The sequence below is a fragment of the Psychrobacter sp. genome (assembly GCF_049295055.1).
GTDB lineage: Bacteria > Pseudomonadota > Gammaproteobacteria > Pseudomonadales > Moraxellaceae > Psychrobacter.
Genome location: NZ_JBAQQF010000049.1, coordinates 18,457 through 30,989, shown reverse-complemented (window position 1 = coordinate 30,989; position 12,533 = coordinate 18,457). Strand labels below are relative to the sequence as shown.

The following is a 12,533-nucleotide window of genomic DNA, read 5'->3' as shown; positions in this document are numbered from 1 at the left end:
CAAGCAATAACGTTCATTAACTAAATTGATATTGTGATAGATACACGCGCCTTGTTACTGTTGTTCACGACTTAAACAATAAAATAAAGGAAGATATCATGCGTAGCGCAACTTATGACCATTTTGGTAAACCTGCTGAAGTACTTAGCTTAGGCGACCGCCCTACTCCAGAACCTAAAGCCAACGAAGTCCGAGTCAAAACTATCTTAGCCTCTATCCATAACCACGACTTGCTCACTATTCGCGGACAATATGGCTTTAAGCCTGAAATGCCCGCTATTGCTGGTTCTGAGGCCGTTGGTATTATCGATGCGGTAGGTGATGACGTCACAGACCTAAAAGTCGGTCAGCGTGTTGCAGCCGCTAGCGTCCAAGCAACGTGGGCAGAATATTTCGTTGCTTCAAAAGATATGGTATTTCCCGTACCCGATAGCCTAGACGATGAAATGGCGGCGCAATTAGTTGCGATGCCGCTCAGCGCGTTGATGTTGATTGAGTTTTTAGAGATGAAAAGCGGTCAATGGATTATTCATAATGCGGCGAATGGTGCAGTCGGTAAGTCGCTTGCGATGCTAGCAGCGGCGCGCGGTGTCAAGACCATCAATCTAGTACGCAGTGCCGATTCGATAGATGAACTAAAAGCGCTGGATATCAAAAACAATATCAATACGTCAGACGATAACTGGAAAGAGCAAGTAAAGCTAATTATTGGGGATGACAAAATCAGCGCTGCCGTTGATTCGGTGGGCGGAGAAGCCAGTGGCGATTTATTATCGCTACTCGGTCATGACGGAGTATTTGCCGTATTTGGTGCGATGTCAGGCAAGCCAATGATGCTTAATCCTACGGATATAATCTTTAAACAAGCGACGTTAAAAGGCTTTTGGGGCAGTAAGCTCAGCCAAGAAATGAGCGTAGAAAACAAGCAGCGCTTAGTTGCAGAACTGATTGATAGAGCGGTGAGCGGTAAGTTACAACTGCCTGTTGAAGCGACTTTTGATCTCGCTGATATTACTAAAGCGGTCGCCGGAGACGTACAATCAGGTAAAAAAGGTAAAGTCCTGTTGAAGCCTTAATTTATCAAAATCGAATAAAAAAAGCTCATGGTTTCATGGGCTTTTTTATTTTAATGAGACGAGTAAACGGTTAATAACCACACAAAAATAAATCTAATGAGGACTATAATTATGTCTAATAATAAAACCTTTAAAGCCTTGATCGTCGAAGAAACTAGCGACGGTAAATTCAATAAAAGTATTCAAACGCGTAACGTCAGCGATTTACCCGAAAATGACCTTTTAATTGAAGTGCATTATTCATCATTAAACTTCAAAGATGCCATGTCAGCAGCGGGTAATAAAAGAATTACTAAAAACTATCCACACACGCCTGGTATCGACGCAGCAGGCGTCGTCATCAGTGATAAGTCTGGCACTTTTAAAGCAGGTCAAGAGGTCGTGGTCTTCGGTTATGATTTGGGTATGGATACCGATGGTGGCTTGAGTCAAATGATCTCTATACCAGCCGATTGGGCGCTACCCTGCCCGTCTTCATTAACGTTAAAAGAAGCGATGATCTATGGTACTGGCGGCTTAACGGCAGCCTTAAGTGTTCAAAAGTTAGAAAAAATGGGTGCAAAACCAAGTGATGGGCCAGTAGCAGTCACTGGCGCAACGGGTGGCGTCGGTAGTATCAGCATTGCCATCTTAAAGCAACTGGGCTACGAAGTTATTGCGTTCTCAGGTAAGCCTGAGCAAAGCGATCATCTAAAAGAATTGGGCGCGAGCGAAGTACGTCATCGCGATACTATCAATGATATCGGTAACAAGCCTGTCGGTCGTGAATTATGGGCAAATGCCATCGATACCATAGGCGGCGACTATTTGGCAAACTTACTCAAACAAACCAAAGCTGGCGGCGCGGTTACTAGCTGTGGTTTAGCGGGCGGCGCTGAATTTTCGATGACGGTCATGCCTTTTATCACTAGAGCGGTTTCTTTATTGGGCATCGATTCGGTATATACTCCACTGGCTGATAAAGAGGCTATCTGGGAGCGCGTCGCAACCGATATGAAGCTGCCTAATTTAGAGAGTTATGGCGAAGAAATTACCTTAGAGCAGACACCCGAATATTTGGACCGCTTTATCGCGAGTAAAACAGTGGGTCGTTATGTGGTGAATGTTCGGGGTTAGTTTTTTGGTTTAGCAGTTGAATTTTAGATGATGGCAGTGCTTCTTTTGGGGTGCTGCCATTTTTTAAGATTTTATAGATAAAATTTGCGTTCATTTGCGTTCATTTGCGTTCATTTGCGTTCATTTGCGTCTATATAATAAACTGTCGAACGATTTTGACCACGTTTGCTAATAAGTTTTAGATCAATTAACTTTGTTAATCTTTGATAAATCTTTGTCTTACTTTCTTGCAAAGAGTTCTGAAGCTCTTGACGCGATTTATCACCACTTAATGTAAGAATTTTAATGATTTTTTCATCATTAGCATCAATATATTGCTTAACATCAGCAACAACTTCATTGTTCTCTAATATATTATCCTGAAGAGTAAAACCTAATTCAAGCTGCTCAGCTTCACTTAAATTTTTCTTTAAATTATTATTAGCCCAACCTTGTTTGTCATCGGCAGCTAAAGCATAGTGTTTGTTATATAACACGACTTTAAACTGATTAGGTGTAACTATGAATTTCGGCTCTTTATCAAAATCCTTATAGCTTGCTAAAATTCGCCTAATACCTGTTGCAAAATTTTCAATATAGTTGATTTTATCTAGAACATGTACAATATTAGGGTTTCTTTGAGCACTTATACCTTCTTTAATATCTACAACACTTAAGCCGTCAGGTAAACCACCTGCAGAAAATATTTCCATTCTATCATCATAAACTTCAACCTTTATATCGGCTGATAATGAATAATCGCGATGGGCATAAGCATTTATAACTGCTTCTCTAATAGCTTTAGATGGATAGCCTTCATGCTCTACACGCGCAGCCGCACCAGTAAAAGATACTTTTGTATCATTTAGCAGAGAAATATATTCAAGTGTCATATCAATTTGTTTAATTAAAGATCCACTGAATGTTTTCTTCGCTAAAAAGTCTACTGACATATCTAGTCCGTCAATTACTGCAATTTTAGTAACCTGAGAGTTTTGTTCACTTAATAGTAACGCTCCATTATTATATTGATTATCAATATTTTGAAGTCTTAATCCTTTAGGATCAAACACTATGTTGTTATCCAATAACTTATCTTGAAGATAATGGAAGGTTAAGCTTTTCTGAATACTAGATGGCTCAATTTCGAACTCATTAGCAACTTGAGCTTTTACCATTCGCCTAACCTCATCATCAGTCGCACGTCGCTTGCTACTACCATTCCGTATGTATATACCTTTACTATTAAAACCCTCGCCATCCTTATAATAATAAGGCGGTTTATAACCCTTTTTGATATGAATAGCAAATTTCTGAGCTGATATTTCAAGGATAATAAATCTTTGCGCTGGTACACTAAAGGCATTGTGGATCCAATCACTAATTAGTGATTCCCATTTCTTAAATTCTTCCATTTTTTCTGGCAGAAAAAGCCCATCGTCGTCAACACCAAGAAAAATAGTACCGTCATTTGTATTAAGAAAAGCAACAATTTCTGCTTTAAAAAGATTGGTTTTACTAGGAATATCGGACTTGTACTCAACTGTTTGATTTTCCATAGCTAACCTTTTTAATTAACAAAATCACGGTACCGTATTATTAGAATATTATTTAAACCTTCTATTCCCACTCAATCGTAGCCGGTGGCTTGCTCGACACATCATAAGTCACCCGTGACACCTCAGCAATCTCATTCATAATACGATTCGATACGGTCTCAATCAAGTCATACGGTAGATGTGCAAAGCGCGCCGTCATAAAGTCTACAGTTTCAACGGCACGTAGCGCAATCACCCACGCATAGCGGCGGCCATCACCAACCACGCCGACCGATTTGATCGGTTGGAATACCGCAAACGCTTGCGCAGTCTTCTCATACCAGCCTGATTTTTCTAACTCTTTCATAAAGATAGCATCAGCAGCACGTAAGATATCAGCAAACTCTTTAGTCACTTCGCCCAAAATACGTACGCCCAAACCCGGTCCTGGGAACGGATGACGGTTAATCATCTTCGCTGGTAATCCAAGGGTAAGACCCAGTTTACGGACTTCATCTTTAAACAGATCACGTAACGGCTCAACCAATTCAAACGCCAAATCATCTGGCAAACCGCCAACATTATGATGGCTCTTAATAACGTGCGCTTTACCTTGATGCGACTTAGCAGACTCAATGACGTCTGGATAAATAGTACCTTGTGCTAAGAATTCGATGACTTTACCATCGCTTTGCTCGCTGATTTCGCGCGCACTATTAGCAAATACGTCAATAAAGGTTTTACCAATGATTTTACGTTTGGCTTCAGGATCAGATTCGCCAGCTAGGGCGGTTAAAAATAACTCTTCGGCATCGACGCGAATGACTTTTACGCCCATGTTTTCTGCAAATACTTGCATCACTTGGTCGCCTTCGTGCAGACGAAGCAAACCCGTATCAACAAACACACAAGTCAGCTGATCGCCGATAGCTTTATGTAATAATGCTGCGACAACTGAACTATCAACGCCACCTGATAAACCGAGCAATACTTGCTTATCACCGATTTGCTTTTTCAGTTGTTCGATACGCATATCGATGATGTTGTCAGGCGTCCAGCTACCGGCGCAGCCGCAAATATCATGGACAAAACGTCCAAGTAACGCAGAACCTTGCGCGGTATGAGTGACTTCAGGGTGAAACTGAAGACCATAATAATGGCGCGACTCATCAGCCATAATCGCAATCGGGCAGCTTGGCGTACTGGCAACAATATCAAAGCCTTGTGGGGCATCGATTACTTTATCGCCATGACTCATCCAAACGTTGAGCTTACCGGCTGCGTCTTCAATACCATCTATCAGCTCAGACTTGCCATCAATATTGATAGTCGATGCGCCAAACTCATGGATATCACTGGCGTGAACTTGTCCACCGAAGCGCTCTGCCATCGCTTGCATACCATAGCAAATACCTAATACTGGTACGCCAAGCTCAAATACCGCGTCGTTAATACGTGGGCTGTTTTCTGCATGCACGCTCTCAGGGCCACCCGATAGGATAATACCTTTTGCACCGAAATCGATGATGCGCTGGGTATCGATATCAAACGGGAACATCTCACAGAATACGCCAGAATCGCGTACCCGGCGGGCGATCAGCTGGCTGTACTGCGAGCCAAAATCGAGAATTAAGATACGGTCTGCTTTTATAACAGGTATTGCAGGAGTGGCAGCGGTCATAAATAGATGTCCATCAATAAATAAAATTGGTGGCCTATTTTAACAAGTTTGAGCCTATTAATGGCTATTAGATAGTTAATTATTCATGATTTTTGCGAGTTATTACGCAGTGATAAGGATAATACTGTTGAACGAACGCCAATAATGTCGCTATCGAGTAAAATCTATAAATTTTTATTATACAAATGACGAGTCTATATAAAAATTTTATTTATATTGTGCTATGCTCGAATTATAAATATCTTATTTTAAAGACTGCCTATTTAGCGTAAGACCCTAATATCATATATATTTTATGATGACTCTTAGCTAATAATTAGCAGTCTGGTTGACCCAACATTATCCGAACTCTTAATTATAATAAATCGACAGGTATGTCCTCTATGAGCAAAATTAAATCTCTTATTCGTAAATCTACTAATCCTGTCCCTACTGCGGTGATATCTACTATTAAGAATACTATCAGTGCCGGTATAGATAGCGCTGTAAAAAGTAATACGCCCGTCAATACAGCCGCCAACACGTCAGTCAATACACCCATAGAACAGACCCGCTGGAATGGCTGGGGCAATGTGAATATCAATAAAAAAGTATCATTACACGGTGCTAAATTGATTAAATCACACATCGGCAAAACCAAAAAACTATCCTCTGTTAGCCTACAAAAGGTGCTAAAGAAAGTACCAAAATCACGCTTGCCCGCTGCCATCATTAGCCTCGATATGGTCTCTATTGATCAAGAAGATAGACTCAGACATGCCCGTGGGCAAAGCTTTCCTGACTGGATAGCCATGCATGGCGGCGACTTCGAGGTATTCCCTGATGGGGTGGCGCATCCGCAATCTACCGCTGATGTCGAAACCTTATTAAAACTGGCACGCGAACACGACCTTATCGTTATCCCTTATGGTGGCGGCACGTCAGTGGTCGGTCATATCAACCCACCAAAGGATGCGCGTCCGGTATTGACCATAGCGATGGGTAAGATGGATCAGCTCATTGACTTAGACACTGAAAGCCAAATTGCCACCTTTGGCGCAGGTTCGCAGGGGCCAGCCGTTGAGGCACAGCTGGACGAGCACGGCTACTGCTTGGGACATTATCCACAGTCTTGGGAGCTATCGACACTTGGCGGCTGGATTGCTGCTCGCTCTAGTGGTCAGCAGTCTTTAGGTTATGGGCGTATCGAGCAAATGTTTGCTGGTGGGACTTTGGTTACGCCGCAAGGGGTGCTGAATATCGCTGATATTCCAGCGTCATCAGCAGGTCCTGACCTACGTGAGATGATGATGGGCACTGAAGGTCGTGCCGGTATTTTTACCGAAGTCAAAATGCGTGTGCAGCCTCAGCCTGAACAAGAGCTATTCAAAGTGGTATTTTTGCCCAACTGGGAAGCGGGTAAAGCGGTGCTAAGACAAGCGGTGCAAAAAGATATCCGCCTCTCTATGCTACGTCTGAGTAATGCCGTCGAGACCAATGCTCATCTGCATTTGGGCACCAGTCCCAGTCAGTTTTTGGCCATTAGCACGTATCTAAAAGCACGCGGACTAGACTCGAAGAAAGTCATGCTCACTTATGGAGTAACGGGCGATAAAGCACAGAATAAACTGGCTCTTAATCAGTTCCAACAGCTATTACAGCAGCATGGTGGCGTCAGTGGCAAGCTGGCAGATCTGATGGGTAAAATATGGGCGCATGGGCGCTTTAAATTCCCTTATCTACGCGGTACCTTGTGGGAAAAAGGCATTATGGTCGACACCTTTGAGACCGCGACTAACTGGAATAATATCGACGGGCAAATGCAGCAAATGCAAAAAGCAGTTAGAAGCTCTCTGGTAGATGAAGGCGAAGCAGTGATGGCGTTCACTCATATCTCGCATGTCTATAAGCAAGGCGCGAGTCTTTATACCACCTACTTTTTTAGAGCGAGCAAAGACCACGCCAGTACGCTCGCCCGCTGGCAAAAAATCAAACATGCTGCCAGTTTAAGCGTCACTAACGGTAAAGCTACGATATCGCATCAACATGGTGTTGGTCGTGATCACGCCCCTTACCTTGCGGCCGAAAAGGGCGAGCTTGGCATTCAGGTGACCAAAGATATGCTCAAAAGCTTAGATCCCGAACAACGTATGAATCCGGGCGCTTTGATTGAAGATTAAAAATTCCAAAATAAGAGATAGATCGTCTATCCCGTGCTACTAATATAATTTTACTTGCGTGCTGTGCCTTCGCAGCTTCGAGCCTGCGCAAAATTAATACCAGTAGCACTACACCGTACTTATTTTAAAGTGGCTTAACTATTTATGTTCGTTAAATAGATTACGTAATTTAAGAAGAATGATTTATGAACCAGAATAACCAACGCCAGCAAGCATTAACGCCTTTATCTCGCCGCTCGTCTCAAGTAGAACCATGGGATATACTGATCATCGGTGGCGGTATTACTGGCGCTGGGATTGCTCGAGAAGCAGCAAGGCGTGGCTTAGCGGTCTTATTAATTGAGCAAAAAGACTTTGCTTGGGGCACCTCCAGCCGCTCTAGCAAAATGGTACATGGCGGGCTACGCTACATTGCATCAGGCGATTATAAGACGACTTTGCTCAGCGTCCGTGAGCGCGAACGCATGCTGGGCGAGGCCGGTGGCTTAGTCAACGAGATGCACTTCGTCATGCCGCATTATAAAGGCAAGTTTCCACCGCCATGGATATTTAATACCCTACTTAGGGTATACGATAAGCTAGCGGGTAAGCGTTATTTTAAGTATTTTAAAAAAGACACTTTTTTAAGTCTTAATCCGGGTATCAAGCAAGATAAATTTTTGGGTGCCAGTCAATTTAGCGATGCAGTGACCGATGATTCACGCCTAGTGATGCGAGTGCTTGATGAGGCGATTAACGACGGCGCGCACGTGATTAATTACCTTAAAGCTGATTCGTTAATTACTAATGAGCAAGACTTGGTGGTGGGTGCGACTCTAAAAGATACTTCTGCTGAAGATAGCAATAATACTTATAATGTTCACGCAAAAGTGGTAGTCAGTGCTACTGGCGCTTGGGCAGACACGCTACGCATGCAAGCCACCAATCAGACTGAGCAAACCTTTCATAAGCAAATTCGTCCATCGCGGGGCAGTCATTTAGTAGTCAGCCAGCAGCGCCTACCTATTAAGCAAGCCTATACCTTTTTGCACCCTGTCGATAAAAGAGCCGTCTTTGTATTTCCTTGGGAGAACCGCTCAGTCCTAGGAACAACCGATTTGGATCATCCGCCATTGGACGATAATGAAGTTGGGATTACCAGCGAAGAGGTAGATTATTTATTAACTGCGACTAACGATCTATTTGATGATGCTAATCTCAACCGAGAGGATGTTATCAGCACGTGGGCAGGCGTGCGTCCGCTGATTTCAGAAGGCGGCGATGGTAAGCGCGTCAGCCCCAGTAAAGAAAAGCGCGACCATAGCGTCTGGCTGGATAATAACTTAGTGACCGTTAGTGGTGGCAAGCTCACGACCTTTCGCCTTATCGCCCTTGATGTATTAAAAACTTGCCAAAAAGTACTGGCACTCGATCCTGCGGCGATTGAAGATAGGAAAATTAATAACGATAAGATTTCAGATAAAGTCTTTAGCCAGCAAATCCCAACTAACCCCAAGTTTGCTACTTTACCAAAACCCCTACAACAGCGCTTACAAGGGTTTTATGGCCGACAGCTCGACACTTTGCTTGAACTGGCGCACAAAGATGACTTGGCTTACATAGCAGACAGCAATACCATCTGGGCAGAAGTCCGCTTTGCTGCCTGTCATGAGCAAGTCATTCATTTGGACGATTTATTACTACGGCGCACGCGCTTGGGTTTGATACTGCCGCATGGGGCGATGACGCCGTCCGTTAGCGATAGGCTTAAGAAAGTATGTCAGCAAGAGCTGGGTTGGGACGAGCAAAAGTGGCAGCAAGAAGTTGATCGCTATACCGATTTATGGCAACGCTACTATCATCTGCCTGCGGCCTAACACTTTTTTATATGATATTAATAGACAAGTGCTACTGGTATAAGTTTTCCGCAGCCTCTGTCTGCGTAGGCACAGCAAGCAAGGAATACTTATACCAGTAGCACGCTATAATCATAGAATTTTTAGTGAGCTATATATCTATTCCCACATAGTTAAGGATGACTATGACCAACAATTTTGATACCCCTATTTATTTCTTAGCGATCGACAATGGCACTCAAAGCGTTAGAGCGCTTATCTTTGACCAATTTGGCACAGAGATTGCCAAAGCCCGCGTGCCTATCGAGCCTTATTTTTCAACGCAAGCCAGCTTTGCTGAGCAGCATGCCGACTATTATTGGCAAAAGTTAAGCGAGGCCTGCCAGCAGTTGTGGCAAACCTGCGACATTACGCCAGCACAAATTGCGGGCGTCAGTCTCGCCACCCAGCGCTATACCATGATATGTTTGGATAAAGATAAACAGCCGCTACGCCCCGCCATTGTTTGGATGGATTTTCGACAAGGGGAGCCCAATGATATCGGCTTCCTTAGCCCCTTGACCAAAGTTATCGGCATGGGCGAGCTCGTAGAAGAAGCCCAACAAAAAGCACGTTGCAACTGGCTTGCTCATCATGAGCCAGAGATTTGGGCAAAGACGGCACATTATGTGAATTTGTCAGCGTACCTAACTTATCAGCTCACCGATCAATTGGTCGATTCCACTGGTCATGCGCTAGGCTATTTGCCTTATGACTACAAGGCGCAAGCGTGGTTTAAGCCCAATAATATCAAGTGGCGATTGTTTAGTTGCCGACTAGAGCAGATGCCCACACTCATGCCACCGGGGCAGCAGCTCGGCAACATTAGCGCAAAAGCGGCAGCAGCCACAGGTATTCTGGAAGGCACGCCAATGATAGCGGCTGCCAGCGATAAGGCTTGTGAAGCATTAGGATCAGCGGGTCTCGCAGCCGACACGGCTTGCTTAAGCTTTGGTACCACTGCCACCATCAATACCACGTCGGGCAATTACGTCGAGATACTCAAGCATATGCCCTCCTATACGGCCGCCGCGCCGAACTACTACAATCATGAGTATATGATATATCGTGGATTTTGGATGGTCAGTTGGTTCAAAGAGCAGTTTGCTCAATATGAGCAGCAGCTGGCAAAGACTCAGGGCATCGATACCGAAAAGCTCCTCGACAAGGCAGTCAAAGATATTCCGGCAGGCTGTATGGGACTGATGATGCAGCCGTATTGGTCGCCCGGCGTGCGTCATCCTGGTCTTGAAGGCAAAGGCGCATTCATTGGCTTTGGCGATGTGCACACGCGGGCGCACGTTTACCGCGCTATCTTAGAAGGGCTCGCCTACGAGCTCAAGCTTGGCTTTGATAAAATTGAGAAGCGCACTGGCAAACCCATCAAACACTTGCGCGTCTCTGGTGGCGGCTCACAAAGTGACTCGGCCATGCAGCTCACAGCAGATATCTTTGGCATGCCCGCTTACCGTCCGCACACCTTTGAGGCAACAGGATTAGGCGCTGCCATTAACTGTGCGGTGGGTCTCGGCATTTATCCCGACCATTTAGCAGCGACTAAAGCCATGACCCATTTGGGCGATGAATTCTTGCCCATTGATGCCAATGTTCAGCTATACAAACGCTTATATAATGAGGTCTATCTCAAAATGTATGAGCGCTTGCAGCCTTTGTATCATAGCATACAAGACATCACGGGTTATCCAGCTAAATAACAGTAAATGTCTGCGGCAGACTAGCCTTAATGCTGGTTAGGCATTGTGGCTTTCATTACTGTTTAAATGTCTTTACTGTTTAAGGTATTGCTATTTAGGGCTGTATACATACGATTTAACCCTTCAATCAGCAGCGCTCTAGGGCAAGCCACGTTAAGGCGCATTTTAAGATGCCCTTCATCACCGTATTGAATACCCGCACTTAGCTCAACTTTAGTGGCTCTTAATTTGTCATAAAGCATTTGATCCTCCCCGGCATACGCTGAGCAATCAAGCCATATCAAATATGAGGCTTCTGGGCGCATGACTTTAATATTGGGCAGGTGTTTTTCTAAGAAATCACAGACCCATTCGATATTTGCTTCGATATACGTTAACGCCTGCGCCAACCACTCACCGCCTTGCTCATAAGCGCTAGCCATTACCTCATAAGCAAATAAATTCAAATCATGCTCGTCACTTAAGCGCTGCTGTTGGCTCATTTTTTTAACCAATGCCTCATCTTTAGCAAAGATCATCGCCCCTTTAATGCCCGCCACATTGAAGGTTTTGGTCATTGAGGTGATGCTCACTACCTTGTGCTCATAGCCTTTTGCTAACTGTAAAAAAGGAATAAACTCATGACCACTCAAAGTTAAATCTTGATGAATCTCATCGCTTACAATCGCTACATCGTGCTTTTTACAAATCATAAGCAAGGCCTCAAGCTCATCTGCTGTCCACACCCGTCCACCCGGATTATGCGGATTACACAACAAATAAAGCTTAACCTCATGTTCGACTATCTTAGCTTCGATATCAGCCAAATCTAGCTGATAGCGTCCATCCACTTCTGTTAATGGCGAGAGGATAAGCCGTCGACCATTATCCCGAACCTTAATCATAAAAGGTGTATAGATGGGATCATTGACCAGCACTGCCTCGCCTACCTCAGTAAATACTCTCAGCATCAGCGCCAAACTTGGTATCACGCCATGGGAAAACAAGATATGTTGTTTATCCAGTGCTAACCCATAACGACTGCCATGCCAGTTAATAATCGCTTGATATAAAGCCTCAGTGGGTTTGGTGTAGCCCAATACGCCATGCTGCAACACTCGTTCAATCGTATCTAGAATCGGCTGTGCCGCTCTAAAATCCATATCCGCCACCCAAAGCGCAATGGTATCATCGCTATAATGCCATTTAAGCGACCCAGTATGACGTCTGTCGATTATCTCATCAAAGTTGTACAACACGGTATTCTCCAGAATCAGAAAAAATAATAGTTTAGGGTACAACATGCATAGAGTCATCGCCAATCGCTTTATGGCGTTTGCATAGATGCGCGATGAGAGTAACGCTAGAAGATTGATGCTGTGAAATAATAGAAAGGAAATTTAACGGTTTGATTAG

At 44.1% G+C, this 12,533-nt stretch carries 8 protein-coding genes; 5 read left to right on the top strand and 3 right to left on the bottom strand.

Annotation, left to right across the window (positions count from 1 at the left end; all coding sequences use genetic code 11):
* Window positions 1-98 precede the first annotated feature (98 nt).
* Both WAZ74_RS06800 and WAZ74_RS06795 read left to right on the top strand, forming a co-directional pair.
* Window positions 99-1,076 carry a zinc-binding dehydrogenase gene (locus tag WAZ74_RS06800; protein ID WP_422307145.1) on the top strand — a complete coding sequence of 326 codons (978 nt, stop codon included), beginning with the start codon at window positions 99-101 and terminating at the stop codon, window positions 1,074-1,076.
* 111 nt (window positions 1,077-1,187) lie between these two features.
* The gene (locus WAZ74_RS06795; RefSeq protein ID WP_422307143.1) at window positions 1,188-2,192 is read left to right on the top strand and encodes an oxidoreductase; all 1,005 of its coding nucleotides are present in this window, start codon (window positions 1,188-1,190) and stop codon (window positions 2,190-2,192) included.
* Window positions 2,193-2,302: 110 nt separating this feature from the next.
* Here the strand turns inward: WAZ74_RS06795 and WAZ74_RS06790 are convergent, their stop codons facing one another.
* Together WAZ74_RS06790 and guaA are read right to left on the bottom strand one after the other, a co-directional pair.
* Window positions 2,303-3,730 (bottom strand): ATP-binding protein, encoded by a 1,428-nt coding sequence (locus WAZ74_RS06790; RefSeq protein WP_422307141.1) that lies wholly within the window; start codon window positions 3,728-3,730, stop codon window positions 2,303-2,305.
* 61 nt (window positions 3,731-3,791) lie between these two features.
* Complete coding sequence (guaA, locus tag WAZ74_RS06785; RefSeq protein ID WP_422307139.1) at window positions 3,792-5,390, bottom strand: glutamine-hydrolyzing GMP synthase; 1,599 nt, start codon at window positions 5,388-5,390, stop codon at window positions 3,792-3,794.
* Between the two features lie 383 nt (window positions 5,391-5,773).
* On the opposite strand from guaA, the gene WAZ74_RS06780 reads away from it, so the two are divergent.
* The 3 genes from WAZ74_RS06780 to WAZ74_RS06770 all read left to right on the top strand — a co-directional run bounded on the left by WAZ74_RS06780 (window position 5,774) and on the right by WAZ74_RS06770 (window position 11,138).
* Window positions 5,774-7,549 (top strand): FAD-binding oxidoreductase, encoded by a 1,776-nt coding sequence (locus WAZ74_RS06780; protein ID WP_422307137.1) that lies wholly within the window; start codon window positions 5,774-5,776, stop codon window positions 7,547-7,549.
* Window positions 7,550-7,734: 185 nt separating this feature from the next.
* Window positions 7,735-9,405 carry a glycerol-3-phosphate dehydrogenase/oxidase gene (locus WAZ74_RS06775; RefSeq protein WP_422307135.1) on the top strand — a complete coding sequence of 557 codons (1,671 nt, stop codon included), beginning with the start codon at window positions 7,735-7,737 and terminating at the stop codon, window positions 9,403-9,405.
* 164 nt (window positions 9,406-9,569) lie between these two features.
* Entirely contained in the window at window positions 9,570-11,138 is a 1,569-nt protein-coding gene (locus WAZ74_RS06770) for an FGGY-family carbohydrate kinase (protein WP_422307133.1), read from the top strand.
* A gap of 62 nt (window positions 11,139-11,200) precedes the next feature.
* Here WAZ74_RS06770 and WAZ74_RS06765 read toward each other — a convergent pair whose 3' ends face one another.
* Window positions 11,201-12,421: a MalY/PatB family protein gene (locus tag WAZ74_RS06765; RefSeq protein WP_422307131.1), complete on the bottom strand. Its 1,221-nt coding sequence runs from the start codon at window positions 12,419-12,421 to the stop codon at window positions 11,201-11,203.
* Window positions 12,422-12,533: the final 112 nt, after the last annotated feature.

Bases quoted from the DNA above. Each gene is read 5' to 3' on its own strand.
- WAZ74_RS06800 (WP_422307145.1), top strand. From the start codon at position 99: ATGCGTAGCGCAACTTATGACCATTTTGGTAAACCTGCTGAAGTACTT.
- WAZ74_RS06795 (WP_422307143.1), top strand. From the start codon at position 1,188: ATGTCTAATAATAAAACCTTTAAAGCCTTGATCGTCGAAGAAACTAGC.
- WAZ74_RS06790 (WP_422307141.1), bottom strand. From the start codon at position 3,730: ATGGAAAATCAAACAGTTGAGTACAAGTCCGATATTCCTAGTAAAACC.
- guaA (WP_422307139.1), bottom strand. From the start codon at position 5,390: ATGACCGCTGCCACTCCTGCAATACCTGTTATAAAAGCAGACCGTATC.
- WAZ74_RS06780 (WP_422307137.1), top strand. From the start codon at position 5,774: ATGAGCAAAATTAAATCTCTTATTCGTAAATCTACTAATCCTGTCCCT.
- WAZ74_RS06775 (WP_422307135.1), top strand. From the start codon at position 7,735: ATGAACCAGAATAACCAACGCCAGCAAGCATTAACGCCTTTATCTCGC.
- WAZ74_RS06770 (WP_422307133.1), top strand. From the start codon at position 9,570: ATGACCAACAATTTTGATACCCCTATTTATTTCTTAGCGATCGACAAT.
- WAZ74_RS06765 (WP_422307131.1), bottom strand. From the start codon at position 12,421: ATGTTGTACCCTAAACTATTATTTTTTCTGATTCTGGAGAATACCGTG.